This window comes from Shewanella sedimentimangrovi (assembly GCF_017354965.1).
Taxonomy (GTDB): domain Bacteria; phylum Pseudomonadota; class Gammaproteobacteria; order Enterobacterales; family Shewanellaceae; genus Shewanella; species Shewanella cyperi.
This window is the reverse complement of the sequence record NZ_CP071502.1, coordinates 1,786,547-1,807,887: the sequence shown is the minus strand read 5'-3', so window position 1 is coordinate 1,807,887 and position 21,341 is coordinate 1,786,547. Positions and strand designations below refer to the sequence as shown.

The following is a 21,341-nucleotide window of genomic DNA, read 5'->3' as shown; positions in this document are numbered from 1 at the left end:
CTTCCCTGTCCGTGGCCTGGGATCACTGACCGTTGCTGGCCAGGGCTTCCTCGGTATGGCTCTGCAATTCCTGGCTGCTGAGGCGCAGGGTCACCCTGCGGTCAAAGAAGTCCTCTTCCAGACCGGAGGCCTGTGCCAGCGGCGCACTGGCCCCCAGAGCCTTGCCCTGCAGCCTGTCCTCGGTCACACCCTTGCTCACCAGGTAGGATCTGACCTCAGCCAGGCGCTGCTCCGACAGGGCCTGGTTGTAATCAGCATCACCGCGGCGGTCGGCAAAGGCCTTGAGATCGAGCTTGAGCTCGGGATCCTGGGTCATAACAAATGCCACATCATCAAGCTGGGCCTGGAAGTGGGGTTCGATGGCGGAAGAACCGGTTTTGAATTGCACGTTGAGACCCAAAGACAGCTCCTGCAGCCGGGACTCACGGCTCTGCTTCAGTTCATTGAGCTGACGTTGCACCCTGGCGTATTCGCCGGAGAGGTTTTCCAGGCTTTCCTTGGTCCTGCGCAGGCTGGTCAAATCTTCCTCCTGTCGTGCCAGGCGCGCCTCCTGGGCCTTGAGCTGGTCGTCATCGGCCACCGATTTGCCAATGATGCCGCCGGTAAAGGCGCCAATGATGGCACCCACTGGGCCACCGACTGCGGCCCCCAGCAGGATCCCCGAGCCCAAACCTATCAATTCCTCCTTGTGCTCACGGGGCTTGGTGGCTTCGGTCGAGACCTCAGCGGCCAGGGCAGAGTGACCAAACAGGGTCAGGAAAACGATGCCAGCGATGATTGTGTGTTTCATGATGTCATTCCTTTTGAGTGGTGTTGGCGGGAGGACGACCTGCCCTCCTGTCGATGACTCAATTAAACCCAAGCGGAATGGCAACTTAGCGGAGCAAAAATGGCACTTCGGCTATCAATTGTGGCAACAAAATGGCAATTGGCCTCCGGCCCTTTTCTTGACGGCCAATTGCGGTATAGTCAGCCGAGAATAAAGGAACCGGCCGAAGCCAAGCGTTCGGCAGCAAAAGAATCGATTGATGAAAAGAATTGCCATAGTGGAAGATGAGGCCGCCATCCGCGAGAACTACAAGGATGTATTGCAGGCCCAGGGATATCAGGTGCAGACCTACGCCAACCGCCCCGCGGCGCTCAAGGCGTTTCAGGTACGCTTGCCGGATCTGGCCATCATAGACATAGGCCTGGAGGATGAAATCGACGGCGGTTTTGCCCTGTGCCAGTCGCTGCGGGCCATGTCGGCCACTGTGCCGATACTGTTTCTGACCGCCCGCGACAGCGACTTTGATACCGTCTGCGGTTTGCGCCTGGGTGCCGATGACTACCTGAGCAAGGAAGTGAGCTTCCCACACCTGTTGGCCCGCCTCGCAGCCCTGTTTCGCCGCTGCGAATCACTGCAACACAATGGCCCCGTCACCCAATTGCTGGAGCGGGGGCCTTTGACCATAGACGCCAACCGCATTCAGGCCTATTGGCAGCAACAGGCCATAGAGCTGACGGTCACCGAATTCTGGATGGTACATGCCCTGGCCAAGCATCCGGGTCACGTCAAAAGCCGCAATGAACTGATGCAGGAAGCCAAGATCTTCGTCGACGACAGCACCATCACCAGCCATGTGAAGCGGATCCGCAAGAAGTTTCTCGCGGTTGACCCGGCCTTCGACTGCATAGATACAGTCTATGGCATGGGCTATCGCTGGGACAGCCAGAAACCATGACGGCCCTGCCCTTTGGCCTGCGTACCAAGGTCATACTCCTGTCCACTTTCCTGCTGTGCCTGCCCTGGCTTGGCTATGAATACGTGTGGGAAATGGAAAAATACCTGCGCCACGGTCAGGAGCGCACCCTGGAGGGCACCACTCAGGCACTGGCCACCGCCCTCCATGAACGCCCCAAGCTGTTTGACAGCCAGGCCAGCTACCGCAGCCAACTGGAAAAGGGCCGGGATCTTTACGCCTATCCCCTGTCGTCGCCCATTCAGCTCGACGGTAAGCTGGGCGACTGGGACGAATACCGCCACCATATGCTCAACTATGGCAGGGACCAGCGCCTGAGCGGCCAGGACAGCGACAGTCATCTCAGCTTCAACCACATGGTGGGCAAGTACGGCGACTACCTGTACGCCTTTTTCGAGGTGACCGACCCTTTTCCCGTGATGCGCGGCCGCAACAGCCTGGCCATAGACAGAAACGACGCCCTTGCCATCGCCACCCTGGATCCTGCCGGGGTGTTTCGCCGCTATCTGGTGGCCAATATCCGCGATGGCTGGATAAGCGCCTTTGCCCTGCCGGACGATACTGGCAAACGCACCCCGGTAGCGCCCGAGCCCAGAATTCAGGGCCAATGGCAGCGCACCGACCTGGGCTACAATATCGAGCTCAGGATCCCGCTGGAGATGCTAGGCAGCAAGCTGAGTTTCGCCATCAACGATGTCAATGACAAGCGAACCCGCCAACCGGTGGCCAGCGTCGGCACCTCCGCCACCGATGATGCCGGCGAGCTGGGCACAGTATTGGTGCCATCTCCGGAAATAGAAAATATTATCAAAGGTATGGGCCATAACAGTGCCCGTATCTGGGTGGTGGACAGACACGGCCGGGTACTGGCCCGCTCCGGCGACATTCACTCGGACAACAATGTCTGGACCCGGGCGGTGGAAAACGAGGTGCCAGATGGCAGCTTTGATGCCTGGGTGCGCCGCTATCTCTATCCACTTTATTACCGCATTCTTACCCGGCCCCCCAAGGACTTCGTCGATGGACTCAAGGACAGCACAGAGCTGGCCGGCAGCCACATTCAAACGGCGTTGACCGGCAGCCCGGGCAGCACCTGGCGCCTGACTCCCGACAACAAGGCCGTGGTACTGGCCGCCGCCAGCCCCATCTGGATTGACAATCAGGTCATGGGCGCCGTGGTGGCCGAAGAAACCACCCACGGCATTCGCACCCTGAGAAACCGGGCATTGGAAAAGCTGTTCAACGTGATCCTCACCGTCATGAGCATGGGTACACTGGCACTGTTTTTCTTTGCCTCCAGCATATCCAGCCGTATTCGCCGCCTGCGGGATCAGGCGGAGCAGGCCATCGACAGCCAGGGCCGGGTACGCCAGGGACTGCAGCCCTCCAAGGTCCGCGATGAAATTGGCGATCTGTCCCGCAGCTTTGCCAGCATCGTCAGTCGCCTCGGCCAATATAACCACTACCTGGAAAACATGTCCTCTCGCCTTGGCCATGAACTGCGTACCCCTGTGGCCGTGGTGCGCAGCTCCCTGGAACATCTGGCCTTGATGGGCCTGGGGGATGACAAGCAAAAATACCTCGAGCGCGCCCAGGAAGGCGTCAGCCGCTTAAGCCTTATCCTCGCCAACATGAGCGAGGCCACCCGCATGGAGGAAAGCCTCAAGCAGGCCGAGAAACAGGATTTCGTCTTGAACCAGGTGATTGGCGGCTGCGTCCAGGGTTACCAGCTGACCTACCCTGAGCAGCGTTTTGCCCTGGAACTCCCTGCCGAGCCGCTGGCCATCAAGGGCGTACCCGAATATCTGGCCCAGTTGTTGGACAAGTTGGTCAGCAATGCCCTGGAATTCTGTCACCCGGACACGGAAATTCGCATCAGCCTGAGCACCCATGGCAAGCAGGCGAAACTCAAGGTCAGCAACCAGGGCCCCTTGCTTCCCAAGGACATGGGTGAGCAAATCTTCGACTCCATGGTGTCGGTACGTCCCGAAGTTGCCAAGGGCAAACCCCACCTGGGCTTGGGTCTGTATATCGCGCGCCTTATCAGCGACTTCCATCAGGGTGAGATCCAGGCTCGCAATCTGGAAGATGACAGCGGCGTCGAGCTGACCCTGGCATTGCCGCTCAGCCCGGCCTGATGCTGAACATGATTCAGCTTGATGCCTGCGGTCTTTATTCCCGGCTGCCGAATGTTAAGATGAAGCCCTAAACAGCGACAGGAACAGTCACAGATGTCAGACAAGCCCATGAAAACCGCCACCAAAATCGTCAGTCTTGGCCGCGACAAAAAATACAGCATGGGGGTGATTAACCCACCGGTATTCCGCGCCTCCACCATAGTCTTCGATTCCATGGAGCAGATGCGCCACGCAGCCAGGCACAAACATAATGGCGAAATGTTTTATGGCCGTCGCGGCACCCCCACACACTTCAGCTTCCAGGCCGCCATTGCCGAGCTGGAAGGCGGCGTGGGCACGGCCCTGTATCCCAGTGGCGCAGCCGCCATCAGTGCCGCCCTGCTCTCTTTCCTTAAGACCGGCGATCACCTGCTGATGGTGGACAGCGTTTATGAACCCACCCGGGATCTGTGCGACAAGGTGCTCAAGGGCTATGGTATAGAAACCAGCTATTACGATCCCCTGATAGGTGCAGGCATAGCAGAGCTTATCCGCCCCAATACCAAGGTGCTGTTCCTGGAGTCCCCGGGTTCCATCACCATGGAAGTGCAGGATGTGCCCACGATGGCGCGCATTGCCCACGAGCACGGCCTGACCGTGATGCTGGACAATACCTGGGCGTCGCCCATCAATTGCCGGCCGTTCGATATGGGGGTGGATATTTCCATCCAGGCCGCCACCAAGTACATAGTGGGTCATTCGGATGTAATGATGGGTACCGCGACGGCCAACGCCGGTCACTGGGATCAGTTACGGGAGCACAGCTACCTGCTGGGCCAGACCACCTCCCCCGATGATGTCTACCTGGCGGCCAGAGGATTGAGAACCTTAGGGATCCGATTGGCACAGCAGGATAAAAACGCCCGCGCCGTCGCCGACTGGTTGCTGACCCGCCCCGAGCTTGACCACCTGCGCCACCCGGCCTACCCCAGCTGTCCCGGCCATGAGTTTTTCGGGCGCGATTTCAGCGGCGGCAACGGCCTGTTTTCCTTTGTGCTCAAGGATGGCAGCAACGCAGCGCTGGAAGCCTTTGTGGAAGGCATGGAGCATTTTAAGATGGGTTTCTCCTGGGGCGGCTATGAGAGCCTCATTCTCGCCATCACGGGCATAGACAGGATCCGCAGCGCCACCCGCTGGGACAGCAGCAAACCTTTGATCCGCCTGCACATAGGCCTGGAGGATCCCGAAGATTTAATTGCCGATCTGACCGCCGCCTTCGAGCGCTATAATGCCGTCATGGGCCGCTGAGCCCGTTACCCTGAAAGCATAAAAAACCTCGCCAAGGCGAGGTTTTTTATTAACCGCAAATGGCTTTCCCACTAGTCTGGCTTGACGGGTGCCCGCCAGGCGTCTGTGCCGTATAGAGGTACGCTCGACAAGGCATGCTTGTGGCTGCCGGACGTCTCCTTGGTGGAATAGGACAGGTACAGCAGGGTCTGGGACTCGGCATCAAAAATCCGCCTCACCTTGAGAGATTTAAACAAGATACTCAGGGAGGCGCTGAACACCAGCTCCCCGTCCTTGCCCTTGTCGATGGCGGCAATGTCGGCGGCGTGTATGGGGCCGGTCTGACGGCAGGCTATGCTCATGTCCGAGGGATCGGCCAGGGACAAATCCGCCTCAACCCGACTGATATGGCAGGTTACGCCGGGGATCTTCGGGTCCTGGCGCGCCTCAATCACCAAATCCTTGGTGGTAAACAGCCCCAGGCTCACCTTGCCGACATCATCGCCGCAGCCGCTAAGCAATAAGATACTGGGCAACAAGACACTGGGCAGCAGGCTGGCCAGCCATAATCCTTTGTTCATTTCTACTCCTTAATTTTACTCACTTTCTATTCAGTGCAGCGGCGGCGCGGGCCAGTCCCGCCGTAACAGAACCAAAATGATCGCCACTGACCACGGGCACACCGGGAAAAACCTGGCCAATGCGCTCGGCCACCGCCTGACAGCGACTGCTGCCGCCGGTCACGTAGACTATGTCCGGCGCTGCGCCGACATTATGTACAGCACTGTTTTGAACTGCACTGTGCATCAGGGCAGCAATTTTCTCAAGCTGGGGACCTATGGCATTGTTAAAGTCCAAGCGCCCTATCTCCAGTTCTTCCTCGCCGTTCGGCAGTCCGGTGCGGGCGCTTTCAGCCTCACCCAGGGCCACCTTGACGGCTTCGGCAAGCCGCACCAGATGGAAGTTTTGTTGGCGACTGCGCAGCCGTTCGAACCGGGTCAGCAACTCGGGCTGACTGGCGTCTTTTTTCAATTCTTTAATCAGATTACCCGTGGCCAGGGCGGCAAACTCCCGCTGGGCACTGACATCATTGACCGCCACCGCCTGCCAGAAGGGCTGGCTCGGCATTGGCTTGCCCGTCATCAGGTTTGAACCCAGGCCGAAACTCGGCATAAAGGCCTGCATAGCCAACGCAATATCAAGGTCGTTGCCGCCGATGCGCTGGCCGCTGTGGCCCAGGCAATCCTGGCTGCGATCCTTTGCCGATTTGTGGCTCGGGCCCATACGCACCAGGGAACAGTCGGTGGTGCCGCCGCCCACATCCACCACCAGCACTGTGGCATCGGCCTCCAGCCTGGCCTCAAAGTCAAAACCGGCGGCCAGGGGTTCATAGAGAAAACTCACCTCTTCCAGGCCGGCACGGGCGGCCGCCAGACGCAGAATCGACTCGGCCTGGCGGTTGCTGTCTTCACCGCCTATGCCCTGAAAGTTCACCGGCCGGCCAATCACCGCACCGCGGATGACCGAGCCCAAAACCCGTTCGGCCCGGGCTTTGATTTCCTGCATCATCAGGGTGACTATGTCCTCAAACAGGGCCTGCTGCTCGGGTCTTAACCCTACTGCACCGAGGAAGGATTTTGGCGAACGGACATAAAATCCTTCACCGGGAAATTCCAGATAGTGCTCTATGGCCGCCCTGCCGACGAACACAGTTTGTTCATTGGGGGCAAGATCCCAGTCACGGCGCGCCTTGGCTGCGCGGCTGAGTTCGGCAGCACGGGCACGGCGATACGCCGGCGCCAGGTCCTCCGGCAGACGGGCCAGCACAGCTTCGGCGATAAGGGCACTGTCATAACTGTAGAGGGTTGAACTCAGGTAGCTGTCATCGCCATCCAGAGGCAACAGGGACACGCTGTCACCGTTGAACAGCCCCACGGCGCAGTTGGCACTGCCGTAATCAAAGCCTATGTACATCTTTCCCTCACCCGCCAATAAAAAAGCCGCTGACCTTAGCACATTGTTGCCCCCGGAGCCACATTCGCAGGCAGCGTGCGAAATATGCTGCCCAAGCCCTGTCACGCAAGTGCAACAAAAGTGTCGTATTTTGGCCGTCGGCGGCTCTATTGCCCATTAAAAAACAACAGCTTCAGCAGCGGCAGAGATTGTGGAAATTATGCCAAATGCTATTGTAGTGCCAAGCCAGCGCTCTCGAAGATAAGGAGTATTCCGAGTGTCCCCCAATACCGACAAGATGTATATCGACAAGGAATTGTCCTGGCTGTCTTTTAACGAACGGGTGTTGCAGGAAGCCTGCGATCCCGAGGTGCCCCTGGTGGAGCGGGTCCGATTTCTGGGGATCTTCTCCAGCAACATGGACGAATTTTTCCGGGTGCGGGTCGCGGCGGTGCGTCGCGGTATCCTGCTGTCTACCCTGCAGGATGGCCACAACAACAGTCGTCACCTGATGGCCAAGATCCAGACCCGGGTACTGTCGCTGCAGGAACGCTTCGATGCCATCTATGCCGAGCTGCTGCGGGAGCTGGTGCGCCGCAATGTGTTGCTGATCAATGAACACCAACTGAGCGAGTTCCACAGTCAGTGGCTCAAGGTGCATTTTCGCGACCATCTCAAGCGCCATATTGCGCCCCTTATCGTCAGCAACCATAGGGATCTGCTCAAACACATCAATGACAACGCCACTTATCTTGCGGTGTGTCTGCACAGCAAGGAACGACGTCAGTACGCCCTGGTGGAAGTGCCCACCAAAAACGTGCCGCGTTTTATCGAGTTGCCCGCCGAACGCTCCAAGGTCAAAAAACACCTGATCCTGCTCGACAATATTATCCGCCACTGCGTTGATGAGCTGTTCGGGCCCTTCTTCAGCTACGAGTCCATCGAGGCCTATTCGATGAAGCTGACCCGGGACGCGGATTTCGATATCACCTACGAACTGGATCAGGGCCAGCTGGAAAAAATGACCCGCGGCCTGAAAAAACGCCTGACCGCCGAACCCGTGCGTCTGGTGTATGACCGCGACATGCCCGAGCACATGCTGACCATGCTCAAGGATCAACTGGGGATCAGCTCCACCGAATGCCTGGTTCCCGGCGGCCGCTACCACAGCTTCAAGGATTTCATCAACTTCCCCAACCCCGGGCGCAAGTATTTGGTCAACGACAAGCTGGCGGCCCTCGACAGCGCCGGTTTCAGTCACAGTGCCAACAGCTTCGAGGCCATAGCCCGCGGCGATATCATGCTCAACTACCCGTACCACAAGTTTTCCCACTTTACCGAGTTGGTACGCCAGGCCGCCTACGATCCCGCGGTGCGCTTTATCAAAATCAGCCTCTACCGGGTGGCGAAAAAGTCCCGGGTGATGAATTCCCTGATAGATGCGGTGAAAAACGGCAAGCAGGTAACGGCGGTTATCGAGCTCAGAGCCCGCTTCGATGAAGAACACAATATTGAATGGACCCGGATCCTGGCGGAAGCCGGCGTGCGGGTTCACCACGGTATCGAAAGCCTGAAGGTGCACTCCAAGCTGTGCCTGATAGGCCGGGAGGAGCACGGCGCAACCAGGCTCTATTGCCACGTGGGCTCGGGTAACTTCAACGAAGGCACCGCCAGGGTCTATACCGACCTGTCACTGTTTACCGCCAACCAGGAAATTGCCCGTGAAGTGGAGCAGGTATTTGATCTGATTGAACATCCCTATAGGCGGGATAACTTTCAGCACCTGATAGTTTCCCCCTATGATGCCCGGCAGAAACTCTGTGGCCTGATAGAGCAGGAAACCCTCAATGCCCGCAGCGGCATCAAGGCCGCCATTACCCTCAAGCTCAATAATCTGGTGGACGAGCAGCTGATCTCCCGCCTCTATGACGCCTCCATGGCGGGGGTAAAAATCAAGCTGCTTATCCGCGGCATGTGTTCCCTGGTGCCGCAGATCCCGGGGATCAGCGACAACATTGAGGTCTACAGCATAGTGGACCGCTTCCTGGAGCATTCGCGGGTGATGCTGTTCCACGCCGGCGGCGAGAACAAGCTTTATCTGTGCTCCGCCGATTGGATGAGCCGCAATATCGACAGCCGTATCGAGGTCAGCACCCCGGTCTATGATGACTGGCTCAAGCAAATGGTGATGGACCTGCTGTCACTGCAATTTTCAGACAATACCAAGGCCAGGATCATCAACAAGGAGCAGAGCAATCCCTATCGGCCAAGGGGCAACCGCCGCAAGGTCCGCTCCCAATTGGCGATACATCAGTACCTGAGCCAATTCGAGCGGCAACAGCAAACGCGCCTGCTGGCGGAAGATGCCGAGGCCGAGGCGCTGGCTCTGGCGCAGGCCCGGGAAAGCGCCGATAATGGCGCGCCTTTTTTGACAGAATAAGCTTGTGAAGGATAAGCGCTTGCCACACGCACAACCCCGCCACTTTGTGGCCGTAGACATGGGCTCCAACAGTTTTCACCTGGTCATTGCCCGGGAGCAGGACGGTAGCCTGCAGATCCTGCACAAGGAAAAGCAACAGGTGCAATTGGCCCAGGGCCTGTCCCCCGATGGCATCCTGTCCAGCGACGCCATGGAACGGGGCCTCAACTGCCTGAGGGACTTCAGTCAGCGCTTCTCCAACCTGTGTGAAACCCAGGTGCGTCTGGTGGCGACCCATACCCTGAGGGTCGCCAGAAACCGCGACGCCTTTGTCAGTGCGGCCCTGAAGATCATCCCCTACCCCATAGAGATCATTCCCGGTCATGAAGAGGCGAGGTTGATCTACAGCGGCATAGCCCAGTCCCAGGTGCTGGGCAAACGCAATCTGGTGATAGACATAGGCGGCGGCTCCACCGAGGTGGTGATAGGCGAGAAAAACCAGCCCATGCAGCTCTCCAGCCTGCGCTGCGGTTGTGTCAGCTATAACGAACGTTTCTTTGCCGATGGCCAGCTGACCCTGGCGGCCTTCCGCGCGGCCCAAAGCGCCGCCGACAAACAATTTGCCTCCCTGTCCAAGGAATACTTCAGCGGCAACTGGGAAATGGTGCTCGGCAGTTCGGGCTCGGTCAAAGCCATTTGCGAGGCCCTGGCCGAACTCTACGGCGATGAGACGGTCACCCTGTCCCGGCTCAAGGAGCTCAAGCTCAGACTGGTGCAATGGGGCGAGATAAGCCAGGTGCAACTTGCCAATGTGGAAGCCCGCCGTGTGCCTTTGGTACCTGCGGGTCTGGCGATTCTAATCAGCTTTTTCCGTCGCCTAGGCATAGGGCGGTTGGACTTTACCCAGGGGGCACTGCGCGAAGGGGTGCTCTACGAACTGGCGGGCATTGGCCAATATCAGGACATACGCCAGCGCACGGTGGAAAGTATTGCCCAGTTGTACCACGTGGATCAGCAGCATGCGGCCAAGGTTCGCGATACCGTCATGGCCCAGTTTGAGCAGGTGGCCGATGACTGGCAGCTCAGACCCCATGCCAGACTGCTGTCCTATGCGGCCAGCCTCCATGAGATTGGCATCCACATCAATTCCCGCGGTCACCACAAGCACGGTGCCTATATCATAGCCCACAGCGATCTGCCGGGTTTCAGCCAGGATTTACAGCGGGATCTGGCCCTGCTGATAGCCAATCATCGCAAAAAACCGGATCTGGAAGCCATAGGTACTCTGGAGCCGGGGCACAGGTTGGCCATGGTCAGGCTGCTGGCGCTGCTGCGGCTTGGGGTGCTGACCCATCTGGGCCGCATCGCCCCGCCGCTGACGCTCAAATGCTCGGCCATCGACGGCGAGCAACTGCTGGTGCGCCCGCAGAAAGGCACCAAGTTCAATCTGCTGCTCAAGGATCTGCAGCGGGAACAGAAGCGTTTTGCGACACTGGGACTCAAGCTGGAACTGGAAGGTATGGACAGGCTGTAACGCAATCCATATCAAGCCGGGAGACACAAAAAAGGCCGTTCACTGAACGGCCTTTTTACTGCAGTCGCCTTAAGAGGCGTTTTTCTCGGCCTGGGCCTTGCGCTCCAGTTCCTTGGCTTCCCGGCGGGCACGGATGATGTCGTTCACATCACTGCCGATGTGGGCCTCACGGCGCTCCCTGGCCAACTGCACCTGACGCTCGCGCTCCTCAAAGCGGCGACGCTGCTTGTCGCTGTGACTGTCGATGCAGTGCAGGCAACTGATCCCCTGCACATAGGAGGGCAACAACTTGTCTTCGGCGGTGATGGGCATACGGCAGGCGTTGCACTGATCGTACTGACCTTTTTCCAGCTGGTGATTGACCGCCACCCGGTTATCAAACACAAAGCATTCGCCCTGCCACAGGCTCTGCTCCTGGGGGACTTCCTCCAGGTACTTGAGAATGCCGCCCTCCAGGTGATACACCTCGTCAAAGCCCTGCTCCTTAAGGAATGCGGTGGACTTTTCACAGCGAATGCCACCGGTGCAGAACATGGCGACCTTCTTGTGACGGGCCGGATCCAGGTTTTGCTTCACATACTCAGGAAACTCACGGAAGGTCTCGGTCTTGGGGTTAACGGCATTTTTGAAGGTGCCAATCTGCACCTCATAGTCATTGCGGGTATCCACCAGCAGAACTTCGGGATCGGAGATCAGCGCGTTCCAGTCGGCAGGTTTGACATAGGTGCCCACCACCTTGAGTGGATCTATGCCTTCCACGCCCATGGTCACTATCTCTTTCTTGAGCTTGACCTTGGTGCGGTAGAACGGCATCTCGCTGTCGAAGGACAACTTGAACACCAGGTTGTCGAGTCCGGGCTGGGATTGCAGAAACGCCAGCATGGCGTCAATGCCGGTGCGGCTGCCGGCCACAGTGCCATTGATGCCCTCGGCAGCGAGCAGCAGGGTGCCGCGGATGCCGTTATCCAGCAAGACTTTTTCCAGCGGCGCCTTGAGCTGTTCAAACTCGGGCAGGGATACAAACTTGTACAGGGCACACACCACTACTGCCGGGGTGGATGCCTCTTGATTGGAATTGGGTAACATAAAAATCTCTCTTTGCTGTCCGAAGCTCAATCTCCGGCGCAATCACGCCACAGCACCATGCAGCAGCGGGCGCGCATTCTACCCCAGACTTCTCCCCACAAACACAGACAGCTTGTAGGGCTTTAGCATCCGCTAATCCTGGAAAGCCGTCACGCCATGCGTGTCACCCATGGCAATCACAGGCCGCCGGCGCTAGACTGGCGCCACCGCTTGTCTCAGTCATTATTGCCCATGCCCCAAGCCCTGCTCTACTCCTTTCGCCGTTGTCCCTACGCCATGCGGGCCCGCGCCGCCATAGCCTCGGCGGGTATTGAGGTGCGCCTGCGCGAGGTGATGCTGAAACGTAAGCCCCCACAGCTGCTGGCCATCAATCCCAAGGGCACAGTGCCCGTGCTGCAACTTGAGGACAAGGTGCTGACCGAAAGCCTGGATATCATGGTATGGGCCCTGGGGCAGCGGGACCCACATCATTTGTTTGTCAAAGACCGAGAGCCACAACTGCAACTGATCAGGCAAATGGACAAGGAATTCAAACCCTGGCTCGACAAATACAAGTATGCCGATCGCCATCCGCAGCACGGTGCAGACCATTACCGCAGCCAATGCCTGGAGTTTCTGGCGCCGCTGGAGCCCAGACTGGCAAAGCAGGCCTTTCTCTATGGTCCGACCCCTTCAATGGCGGACCTGGCCGTGTTTCCCTTTGTGCGTCAGTTTGCTATGGTGGACAACAACTGGTTCGAGGCCGCCCTGCCCGGCTTGGCTGCCTGGCTGACAATCTGGCTCCAAGGGCCGCTGTTCAGCGCCATCATGACCCAGTACGTTGAGTTTGCCGACGGCGGCGCCGAGCACAGTTTCGGCGATTGCCAATTGAGTCGGCTTGTCTGAATCAGTCGCAGGACTGGATTTGCCGCCGGCATTTGCGGTCAAAGGTCTGCTGAGCCTATACTCGGCCCCAAGGGAACACATCGGCAGGATGGCCGGTGATGAAATGGATAACATTATGGAAAATATGGAAATTGCAATAGCACTTATGATGGTGCTGCTGGCCAGCTTACATACGTTTTTTGCCATCAAGGCATGTAAGGCCATTGTCGATATCAGCCCGGGGCGCAAACGTCTCTGGTGTCTGCTGAGCCTTATTTTCGGCCCAGCCGGTTACTACTTCTACCAGGGCCTCATCCCCTGCGACATGATACACGAAGATTAAATTATTGAGCCGGCAATGCCGGCTCAATTTCTTACAGGTGGCTGTGCTCCAGCACCAGATCCAGTTCAACAGGTCGCTTCAATGGCGGCGCCTGGCCCTCGGCGAGTGCCTGCCGATAAAGCTGACTCATCTTCAATGCCAGATACAAATCCGAGCGGATCAGCAAGCCCCCCTCACCCGTAGGTATCCCCTGAGCCTCGCACCAGGTCAGCAGCTGGCGCTTTCGCCCCGCCAAAATCAGCCGTATTTGTTTGCGCTTGAACAGGTTATGCAGATCCGACAGCATGGCCATCACACTGATATCCGCATGGGTAAAACTTGGCACCGCATCTATGATGACACACTCGGGAGTCACGGGTTCGGCCGCTATCCGTTCCAGTAACCGCCGTTTGAAGTAGCTGGCGTTAAAGTAGGTTAACGGGGAATTGAAGCGGTAAATAAACACCCCAGGCACCGCCTTGGCCTTGTCTGAGCCGTCGAGGCTGCGCAGCACCCCCTTGGCATCCAGCCCCAGACACTGATCCGTTGGCCGCATCACCACCTGCAGAAACTGGAACAACCCCAGGAGTACGGCCAGGGTAATGCCGGGGATCACCCCTATCAGCAGCACGGCCACAAAGGTGGTCAGCGCCAGCAAAAATGCCCGTTTATCCCTGAGCCTGAGTTTCCACAGGGTTTTGAGATCGATGAGCGACCAGGAAGCCACCACCAGCACTATCCCCAGGGCAGACTGGGGTATAAAGGCCAGCGGCGCCGTAAATAACCAGGCCACTATGCCTATGATAAGAGCCGCTATCAGGGATACCAGCTGGGTTTTACCGCCGGCGGCATCGTTGACCGCGGTGCGCGAATCGGCACCACTGACGGCAAAGCCCTGTGACAATGCCGAGGCGATATTGGCCATCCCCAGGGCGCGGAATTCCACATCGGGGTCGATATCGTAGCCGTTTTTCGCTGCGAAACTGCGGGCCGTCAGCATCATGCTGACGAAACTGACCATGGCCAGGTTCAGTGCCGGCATCACCAGCTCACGGGCCAGACCCAGGTCAAACACAGGCACCTGTACCCCCGGCATGTCCAGACTGACCTCACCGACCAGGATCACCCCGTATTGGGTCAGATCGCCGCCCCAGCTCACCAGAGTACAGATCAGGATCACGACCATGGCCGCCGGCCAGCTGGGTTTAAAGCGCTTCACCAACAGGTAAACCAAAATGGCCCCCAGGCTCATAGCCAGGGTAGCCCAATGCACGGCGGACAGGTAATTGGGTACGGCCGCCAGTCTGTCCAGCAGGTAGCGCTCATCAAAACTGAAGCCGAGGATCTTCGACAGCTGGCCCACGATAATGGTCAGCGCCACACCGTTAAGCAGGCCCATCAAAATCGGCTTGGAGAGGAAGTCGGCAAGGATCCCCAGCTTGAACCGGCTGGCCACCAGGCACCAGAAGCCGGTCATGGCCGTCATGGTCATCACCAGCTGCCAGTGCTTAACGCTGTCACCACCGGCCAGCGGCGTCACCACGGCGGCCACCACGGCGCAGGTGGCGGCATCGGGACCGACGATCAATTGCCTTGACGTGCCCATCAGGGCATAAACCAACATGGGCAGAACGCAGGAGTAGAGTCCCACCAGGGGATTCACCCCGGTTAATTGGGCATAGGCGATGGCTACGGGCAAGGCCACGGCCGTGACCGATAATCCCGCCTTAATATCATCGGCAAACCATTCACGGCGATAATCTTGGAAAGATGCCAGACCCGGCATCAGGGAACGCCAATCCACCAACTGCTAACCTCCTGCAGATCCTGAGCTCCTGCCTTATCCTTGAAAAATAGCAGTTTGTCTATCCCCTCGGATGAAATATTTCCGCAACAGGCCTTATCCGGAGCAGATTTTCAGCAGTTCGCGCTTCCCTGTCAGTGCAGCAGCATGGGCAAGGTGGACAGCAGGGCCATGCCCATGGTGAGATTGAATCCGCGACGCCGCCGCGGGGTGTGCAACCAGCGGGCGATGGCTTTGCCCACCCACACCCAGGTAAAGGAGGCGGGAAAGCCCACCAGATTAAACACCAGCACCCCGCCCAGGGCACTCTGCCAGTAATCCTGACCCGCCAGGGTAAAGGCACTGCACAATGTCATCACCGCCATCCAGCTTTTGGGGTTGATCCACTGAAACATGGCCGCCTGGGGAATGGTCATGGGCTTGCTGCTGACCCGGTTGCCGGCGGAAGCGCCACCACCAAGCATAATGCCAATCGCCAGATAGGCCAGATAGCCTATGGACAACCACTTGAGTATCTCGTGCAGCAGCGGCCATTGGCTGAACAAAGACCCCAGGCCCAGCAACACAGCCAGGTGCAGTGAGGTGGTGCCCAGGCGGATCCCCAGCAAGTGCGGCAAGGTGCGGCGCACCCCGAAGTTGGCGCCGGAAGTGGCCAGCAGCACATTGTTGGGCCCCGGCGTCATGGTCATGGTGATGCAAAACAGCGCGGCAGACATCAGCAGGGTAAGCAGGTTGCTATCCATCAAACACTCCTTATTGTATGGGTACAATATTCACTGGAAAGGGTGATTTTGATCGCATACTATAGGAACAATTGCACGGATCAACGGAAATATTGTCATGGTTACAATTTGGGTGCCGACCCTGGCCGAAGGCAGCGACAGCAAGTATCACAAGCTGGCCAATGCCATAGCCGATGCCATTGAAAGCGGCGAGCTGGCCCAGGGCTGCAAGCTGCCGCCCCAGCGGCGCCTGGCCGATGCCCTGGGCGTCACAGTGGGCACTGTCACCCGGGCCTATGGCCTGTGCGAGCAACGGGGCTGGGTCGAGGCCCGGGTGGGTGACGGCACCTATGTGCGCCACCGCAGCAAGATCACAGAGCAGACCGAGGCCATTTCCGATCTGGCCGGCTGTGCCCAGCGCATGACAGATCAGATCCAGCAATGCAGCGATGCCATGATGCGCATAGCACGCGATCCGCAGCGCCTGGGGCAGTTGTTGCAATACCAACACCATGCCCTGCCGCACCAGCAACGCCTGTTCTGCAGTTGGTTGAAGACCCAGGGGATACAGGCACGGCCCGAGCAATTGCTGTTCTGTCAGGGCGCCCAGCAAGGGATCCATGCCCTGCTCAGCGCCATTTGCGCCCCGGGTGATACCGTGCTGCACGAGGCCTGGTGTTTCACCGGCATAGGCATAGCCGCCCGTCAATTGCATCTGAACACCCTTGCGGTGCCGTTGACCGAAGAGGGTCTTGATATGCAGGCACTGGAGCAAACCATGGTGGAGCACAGCCCCAAGGCGCTCTACATCACCCCAAACAACCAGAATCCCACCTGCATCGGCTACAGCAAGGAGCAGCGCCTTGCCATACTGGCGCTGGCCAGACGCTTTGGGGTGCTGGTCATTGAGGACGATGTCAATTACTGCCTGGATGATGAGTGGTCGCTGCCGCTGTGGCACTACGATCAAATTCACCAACAGGCCAAGGACCACGCCTACAAGCAAAGCCATGATCCGGAGCGGGGTAATGTGGTCTATGTATCCAGCCTGTCAAAGCGGTTTGCCGGTGGGCTGCGCCAGGGCTATATGTTACTGCCCCAGGCCCTGTTACCCAGAGTCAATCAGGCGCTGCTCGCCAGTTGCTGGATGGTCAGCAGCCTCAACATTGAATTGGCCTGCGAGCTGCTGCAACAGGGTGCCATTCATCAAAAGCGCGACCCTTTAATCAGGCAGATCCGCGCCGCCGGTCTTGCCATGGCGGACAGCCTGGGGCTTAAAAGCCGCTGGCGCGGCCTCAATGGTTTCCTTGAACTGCCGCCCCAGGTGCAGGCCCAATCCCTGGTGACCCAGTTGGCAACGGAAGGCATTTTGCTGCGCAGCGCCGCGGAGTTCGGCGATCCCGCCAATGCGGTGCGCCTCAGCATAGGTCGACTGCCCGAAGACAAATATCAGGCCATATTCAATCGCATAGCTCAGGCCATCCGGGAACAGCTCTATGGCTGCATCGCCGTTACCTGAATACATTTGCTTGCAATTATGAAGCAACAAAGTCGGTCGGCTGTCATTGGCGGCCGGGAGCGGCAGGGCTAACATTGACCGGCTCGCGCACCAACAATTCAATGCCAAACGAGGTTAGATTTGGACAAAACAGACACAGCCTTTGACAGCAGCATTGCCATGCCGAGCAAGGTGCTGCTCATCCCCTTGCTGGCGGCCATAGTGGCCATCAATCCGCTGGCGATAGACATGTACCTGCCGGCCATGGCGGACATAGCCGCAGGTTTTGGCAGCGATATCACCACTGTGCAGCAGTCCCTGAGTCTGTACCTGGCAGGCTATGCCCTCGGCATGTTGCTCTTTGGTCCCCTGGCGGACCGCTTTGGCCGCCGCCCCCTGGTGTTGCTGGGCCTTGGCGGCGCCACTGTCCTCAGCCTTGCCGTCAGCTTTGCCCATTCCATTGAACTGTTTCTGGTGCTGCGTTTCCTGCAGGCCTTTATCGGCGCGGCGGCCACCGTGGTGGTGCCGGGCTATATCAAGCAGATTTACGGCGAACACACGGCCAAGGGCATGTCCTATGTAAGCCTGATAATGATGCTGGCCCCCCTGCTGGCGCCGAGTATCGGCAGTCTTATCCTCGGCATCAGTCATTGGCAGATGATCTTCTGGCTGCTCAGCCTCTATGCCGGCGCGGCGCTGCTGCTGGTGTGGCGCAAGCTGCACCTGCCCGTGACCCTGGTGCGTCACGATGCCAAACCCGGCTTTTTACGCTCCTACGCCACTGTGCTAAGTCGCCGGGGCGTCAAGGGCTATATCGGCAGTGGCGTACTGACCTCTTTCGCCTATTTTTGCTACCTGACCGCCTCACCCTTTGTGTTTATGGAGGTCTTCGGCCTCGACAGTCACTGGTTTGCCATAGTATTTGCCTGCAATGTCGGCGCCCTGATGGCGGCCAACATAGTCAACACCCGTATCGTCGGCCGTTTTGGCTCCAGGCGCATGCTCCACGCCGCCACTGTGCTGGGCATGTTCTTCGGTGCCTGCCTGGTGTTGGTGAATCTGCTGGAGCTGGATTATCAAATCACAGTGCTGGTGCTGATGGCGTTTATGGCTTGCCTGGGGATCATGTCGGTCAATGCCGACGCCCTGGTGCTGCTGAAATTCCAGCATGAAACCGGTACGGCCACCGCGGTTATCGGCACCCTGAGATTTGGCTGCGGCGCCTTCGCAGGTCCGCTGTTGGCGCTGTTTTATACCGGCACCGCCCTGCCCTTCGCACTGCTGATGTTTGCCTCTGTGCTGCTGGCCTTCGTCAGTCAGCGACTGGCGAGCCAGGAACACTAACCCCTTTGCGGGCCTCTTTTTGAGGCCCCTGTTATTTGCAATTCCACACAATCCACTGAGATTTCGTTAATCTTTGCCGTTGACCGCTGCAGATTGCCAGCACGAGTTCCACCTGTAGATGAAAATCCTTCATGCTGAGCTTTTATCCGGAATAAGGCCTTGCACTCGGCGATAAAGTTTTTATGATGAATGTCTGTCCTTTTGCGACAGTTGCCAACGGCTCTTGAGTCGGACGCGGCACCTTACCGGTGGCCCTGGCAATTGCGCGCTTTGGCACCACCCTGCCAAATCGCCGGTAATGCGATGACCCTCGCTGACACACTTGCCGTTTACCTTGGCGGCATATTGATTAAAAGGATGCACTATGGAACAGCTTTCTGGCGCCAGCATGATAGTTCGATCCCTGATCGACGAAGGCGTAAAACACATTTTCGGTTATCCGGGCGGTTCGGTTCTGGATATCTACGATGCCCTCCACGAAATTTCCGGCATAGAACACATTCTGGTGCGCCATGAGCAGGCCGCGGTCCACATGGCCGACGGATACGCCCGCGCCACCGGCAAGGTGGGTGTGGTGCTGGTAACCTCGGGCCCCGGCGCCACCAATGCCATTACCGGCATAGCCACCGCCTACATGGACTCCATTCCCCTGGTGGTGCTTTCCGGTCAGGTGCCCAGCAGCCTGATAGGCAATGACGCCTTTCAGGAATGCGACATGATTGGCATCTCCCGCCCGATAGTGAAGCACTCTTTCCTGGTCAAAGATCCGGCGGAAATTCCCGAAGTCATCAAAAAAGCCTTTTATATCGCCGCCAGCGGTCGTCCCGGCCCCGTGGTGGTGGATTTGCCCAAGGACACCCTCAACCCGGCACTGAAATTCGACTACGTCTATCCGGGCGAAGTGAAGATGCGCTCCTATAACCCCACTGTTTCGGGCCACAAGGGCCAGATCCGCCGCGGTTTGCAGGCGCTGCTGGCGGCCAAAAAGCCGGTGCTTTACGTGGGTGGCGGCGCCATTATTTCCGCCTGTCACAAGCAATTGCTGGCGCTGTCGGAGCGGCTCAATATTCCCGTGGTCAATACCCTGATGGGCCTTGGCGCCTTTCCCGGCACCCACCCCAACAACATAGGTATGCTTGGCATGCATGGCCGCTATGAGGCCAATATGACCATGCACAACAGCGATCTGATTTTCGGCATAGGGGTGCGCTTTGACGACCGCACCACCAACAACGTGGAAAAATACTGCCCCAATGCCACCATTTTGCACATAGACATAGATCCCTCCTCCATCTCCAAGACGGTGCGGGTCGACATTCCCATAGTGGGCAGCGCCGAGTTTGTGCTGGATGAAATGCTGGCCCTGCTGGATGCAGACAGCTCTCTGGGCAACGACTATGCAGCCCTTGATTGTTGGTGGAACGACATCAACCAGTGGCGGGCGCGTAAGTGTCTGGCGTACCAGAGCAGCGGCGAAAAAATCAAACCCCAGCAGGTGATCGAAACCCTGTATCGTCTCACCCAGGGTGAGGCCTATGTCAGCTCGGATGTAGGCCAGCATCAGATGTTTGCCGCCCTCTACTACCCCTTTGACAAACCCAGACGCTGGATAAACTCCGGCGGTCTCGGCACCATGGGCTTTGGCCTGCCCGCCGCCATGGGCGTCAAGATGGCGTTGCCGGATGAAACCGTGGTGTGCGTTACCGGTGACGGCTCAATCCAGATGAACATTCAGGAGCTGTCCACCGCACTGCAATACGATGTGCCTGTGAAAATCATCAATCTCAACAACCGTTTCCTTGGCATGGTCAAGCAGTGGCAGGACATGATTTACTCAGGTCGCCACTCCCATTCCTACATGGATTCCGTGCCCGACTTTGCCAAAATTGCCGAGGCCTATGGCCACGTGGGTATGACCATCACCCGGCCCGACGAGCTGGAAGGCAAACTCGCCGAAGCCCTGGCCATGAAGGACCGCCTGGTGTTTGTCGACATCAATGTCGACGAAACCGAACACGTCTACCCCATGCAGATCCGCGGCGGGGCGATGAACGACATGTGGCTGAGCAAAACGGAGAAAAGCTGATGCGCCGAATCATATCTGTATTACTGGAAAACCAACCCGGCGCCCTTTCACGTGTGGTGGGCCTGTTTTCCCAACGTGGCTACAACATTGAGTGCCTGACGGTGGCGCCTACGGACGATCCGACCCTGTCGCGGATGAACATCACGGTCGCCGCCGATGAAATGGTACTGGAGCAAATCGAAAAGCAACTGCACAAGCTAATCGACGTGCTCAAGGTGTCCAACATTACCGAGGCCGCCCACATAGAGCGGGAACTGGCCTTGGTGAAGGTCAAGGCCCAGGGGGAACTGCGGGAAGAAATCAAACGCACCGCCGACATCTTCCGCGGCCAGATAGTGGACGTCACCGCCCAGCTGTACACCATACAAATGGCCGGTACCAGCGAGAAGCTCGATGCCTTTATCGCTGCCCTTGGCGAAGTTACCAAGGTGGTGGAAGTGTCCCGCTCCGGCGTGGTGGGACTGGCCCGTGGCGACAAGGCCATGCGCGCCTGAGGTTATAACTGAGTTAAAAAACCGGGCCTGGCCCGGTTTTTTTATGGCCCTTTCACTTCCACCAATCCG

General features: G+C 58.2%; 17 protein-coding genes. 11 read left to right on the top strand and 6 right to left on the bottom strand.

The genetic code is table 11. The features are described 5' to 3' along the window. Window positions 1-22: 22 nt before the first annotated feature. On the bottom strand, window positions 23-790 hold the full coding sequence (gene pdsO, locus JYB85_RS07725; protein WP_207381723.1) for a sortase-associated OmpA-like protein PdsO: 768 nt from the start codon (window positions 788-790) through the stop codon (window positions 23-25). Window positions 791-1,028: 238 nt separating this feature from the next. Here pdsO and pdsR point away from each other — a divergent pair, with 238 nt between their 5' ends. The 3 genes from pdsR to JYB85_RS07710 all read left to right on the top strand — a co-directional run bounded on the left by pdsR (window position 1,029) and on the right by JYB85_RS07710 (window position 5,167). Beyond that, complete coding sequence (gene pdsR, locus JYB85_RS07720; RefSeq protein WP_207381722.1) at window positions 1,029-1,724, top strand: proteobacterial dedicated sortase system response regulator; 696 nt, start codon at window positions 1,029-1,031, stop codon at window positions 1,722-1,724. Next, the gene (pdsS, locus tag JYB85_RS07715; protein ID WP_207381721.1) at window positions 1,721-3,880 is read left to right on the top strand and encodes a proteobacterial dedicated sortase system histidine kinase; all 2,160 of its coding nucleotides are present in this window, start codon (window positions 1,721-1,723) and stop codon (window positions 3,878-3,880) included. Before pdsR ends, pdsS begins: the two co-directional genes overlap by 4 nt. Window positions 3,881-3,973: 93 nt before the next feature. Continuing rightward, complete coding sequence (locus JYB85_RS07710; RefSeq protein ID WP_207381720.1) at window positions 3,974-5,167, top strand: cystathionine beta-lyase; 1,194 nt, start codon at window positions 3,974-3,976, stop codon at window positions 5,165-5,167. Window positions 5,168-5,238: 71 nt separating this feature from the next. Here the strand turns inward: JYB85_RS07710 and JYB85_RS07705 are convergent, their stop codons facing one another. Next, complete coding sequence (locus JYB85_RS07705; RefSeq protein ID WP_207381719.1) at window positions 5,239-5,727, bottom strand: CreA family protein; 489 nt, start codon at window positions 5,725-5,727, stop codon at window positions 5,239-5,241. Window positions 5,728-5,746: 19 nt separating this feature from the next. Continuing rightward, window positions 5,747-7,120, bottom strand: coding sequence for a molecular chaperone (gene yegD / locus JYB85_RS07700; RefSeq protein WP_207381718.1), 1,374 nt, complete (start codon window positions 7,118-7,120; stop codon window positions 5,747-5,749). 256 nt (window positions 7,121-7,376) lie between these two features. Here yegD and ppk1 point away from each other — a divergent pair, with 256 nt between their 5' ends. Beyond that, the gene (ppk1, locus tag JYB85_RS07695) at window positions 7,377-9,539 is read left to right on the top strand and encodes a polyphosphate kinase 1 (protein WP_228730230.1); all 2,163 of its coding nucleotides are present in this window, start codon (window positions 7,377-7,379) and stop codon (window positions 9,537-9,539) included. Window positions 9,540-9,597: 58 nt separating this feature from the next. Beyond that, window positions 9,598-11,052, top strand: coding sequence for a Ppx/GppA phosphatase family protein (locus JYB85_RS07690; protein WP_207382003.1), 1,455 nt, complete (start codon window positions 9,598-9,600; stop codon window positions 11,050-11,052). Between the two features lie 69 nt (window positions 11,053-11,121). Here JYB85_RS07690 and trhO read toward each other — a convergent pair whose 3' ends face one another. Beyond that, window positions 11,122-12,138 (bottom strand): oxygen-dependent tRNA uridine(34) hydroxylase TrhO, encoded by a 1,017-nt coding sequence (gene trhO, locus JYB85_RS07685; RefSeq protein WP_207381717.1) that lies wholly within the window; start codon window positions 12,136-12,138, stop codon window positions 11,122-11,124. 156 nt (window positions 12,139-12,294) lie between these two features. On the opposite strand from trhO, the gene JYB85_RS07680 reads away from it, so the two are divergent. After that, window positions 12,295-13,023: a glutathione S-transferase gene (locus tag JYB85_RS07680; protein WP_228730229.1), complete on the top strand. Its 729-nt coding sequence runs from the start codon at window positions 12,295-12,297 to the stop codon at window positions 13,021-13,023. Further along, window positions 13,016-13,345: a hypothetical protein gene (locus JYB85_RS18980; RefSeq protein ID WP_228730228.1), complete on the top strand. Its 330-nt coding sequence runs from the start codon at window positions 13,016-13,018 to the stop codon at window positions 13,343-13,345. The genes JYB85_RS07680 and JYB85_RS18980 overlap by 8 nt, the downstream gene beginning before the upstream one ends. Window positions 13,346-13,376: 31 nt before the next feature. Here the strand turns inward: JYB85_RS18980 and JYB85_RS07670 are convergent, their stop codons facing one another. Continuing rightward, window positions 13,377-15,110 carry a SulP family inorganic anion transporter gene (locus JYB85_RS07670; protein WP_207382000.1) on the bottom strand — a complete coding sequence of 578 codons (1,734 nt, stop codon included), beginning with the start codon at window positions 15,108-15,110 and terminating at the stop codon, window positions 13,377-13,379. Window positions 15,111-15,262: 152 nt separating this feature from the next. Next, window positions 15,263-15,871: a LysE family translocator gene (locus JYB85_RS07665; RefSeq protein ID WP_207381716.1), complete on the bottom strand. Its 609-nt coding sequence runs from the start codon at window positions 15,869-15,871 to the stop codon at window positions 15,263-15,265. 97 nt (window positions 15,872-15,968) lie between these two features. Between JYB85_RS07665 and JYB85_RS07660 the strand changes: the two genes are divergently transcribed. The 4 genes from JYB85_RS07660 to ilvN all read left to right on the top strand — a co-directional run bounded on the left by JYB85_RS07660 (window position 15,969) and on the right by ilvN (window position 21,272). Beyond that, window positions 15,969-17,369 (top strand): aminotransferase-like domain-containing protein, encoded by a 1,401-nt coding sequence (locus JYB85_RS07660; RefSeq protein ID WP_207381715.1) that lies wholly within the window; start codon window positions 15,969-15,971, stop codon window positions 17,367-17,369. A 159-nt stretch (window positions 17,370-17,528) separates the two neighbouring features. Beyond that, a complete protein-coding gene (locus JYB85_RS07655; protein ID WP_207381999.1) occupies window positions 17,529-18,692 on the top strand; it encodes a multidrug effflux MFS transporter in 1,164 nt (387 codons plus the stop codon). A 364-nt stretch (window positions 18,693-19,056) separates the two neighbouring features. After that, window positions 19,057-20,778 (top strand): acetolactate synthase 3 large subunit, encoded by a 1,722-nt coding sequence (locus tag JYB85_RS07650; protein ID WP_207381714.1) that lies wholly within the window; start codon window positions 19,057-19,059, stop codon window positions 20,776-20,778. Further along, the gene (ilvN, locus tag JYB85_RS07645; RefSeq protein WP_207322785.1) at window positions 20,778-21,272 is read left to right on the top strand and encodes an acetolactate synthase small subunit; all 495 of its coding nucleotides are present in this window, start codon (window positions 20,778-20,780) and stop codon (window positions 21,270-21,272) included. The genes JYB85_RS07650 and ilvN overlap by 1 nt, the downstream gene beginning before the upstream one ends. Window positions 21,273-21,341: the final 69 nt, after the last annotated feature.

Excerpts from the sequence above, each read along its gene's own strand:
- JYB85_RS07690 (WP_207382003.1), top strand. The coding sequence starts at position 9,598 with ATGGGCTCCAACAGTTTTCACCTGGTCATTGCCCGGGAGCAGGACGGT.
- pdsS (WP_207381721.1), top strand. The coding sequence starts at position 1,721 with ATGACGGCCCTGCCCTTTGGCCTGCGTACCAAGGTCATACTCCTGTCC.
- JYB85_RS07665 (WP_207381716.1), bottom strand. The coding sequence starts at position 15,871 with ATGGATAGCAACCTGCTTACCCTGCTGATGTCTGCCGCGCTGTTTTGC.
- JYB85_RS07705 (WP_207381719.1), bottom strand. The coding sequence starts at position 5,727 with ATGAACAAAGGATTATGGCTGGCCAGCCTGCTGCCCAGTGTCTTGTTG.
- JYB85_RS07660 (WP_207381715.1), top strand. The coding sequence starts at position 15,969 with ATGGTTACAATTTGGGTGCCGACCCTGGCCGAAGGCAGCGACAGCAAG.
- pdsR (WP_207381722.1), top strand. The coding sequence starts at position 1,029 with ATGAAAAGAATTGCCATAGTGGAAGATGAGGCCGCCATCCGCGAGAAC.
- JYB85_RS07670 (WP_207382000.1), bottom strand. The coding sequence starts at position 15,110 with ATGCCGGGTCTGGCATCTTTCCAAGATTATCGCCGTGAATGGTTTGCC.
- JYB85_RS07655 (WP_207381999.1), top strand. The coding sequence starts at position 17,529 with ATGCCGAGCAAGGTGCTGCTCATCCCCTTGCTGGCGGCCATAGTGGCC.
- JYB85_RS07710 (WP_207381720.1), top strand. The coding sequence starts at position 3,974 with ATGTCAGACAAGCCCATGAAAACCGCCACCAAAATCGTCAGTCTTGGC.
- trhO (WP_207381717.1), bottom strand. The coding sequence starts at position 12,138 with ATGTTACCCAATTCCAATCAAGAGGCATCCACCCCGGCAGTAGTGGTG.
- yegD (WP_207381718.1), bottom strand. The coding sequence starts at position 7,120 with ATGTACATAGGCTTTGATTACGGCAGTGCCAACTGCGCCGTGGGGCTG.
- pdsO (WP_207381723.1), bottom strand. The coding sequence starts at position 790 with ATGAAACACACAATCATCGCTGGCATCGTTTTCCTGACCCTGTTTGGT.
- JYB85_RS07680 (WP_228730229.1), top strand. The coding sequence starts at position 12,295 with ATGCGTGTCACCCATGGCAATCACAGGCCGCCGGCGCTAGACTGGCGC.
- ilvN (WP_207322785.1), top strand. The coding sequence starts at position 20,778 with ATGCGCCGAATCATATCTGTATTACTGGAAAACCAACCCGGCGCCCTT.
- JYB85_RS07650 (WP_207381714.1), top strand. The coding sequence starts at position 19,057 with ATGGAACAGCTTTCTGGCGCCAGCATGATAGTTCGATCCCTGATCGAC.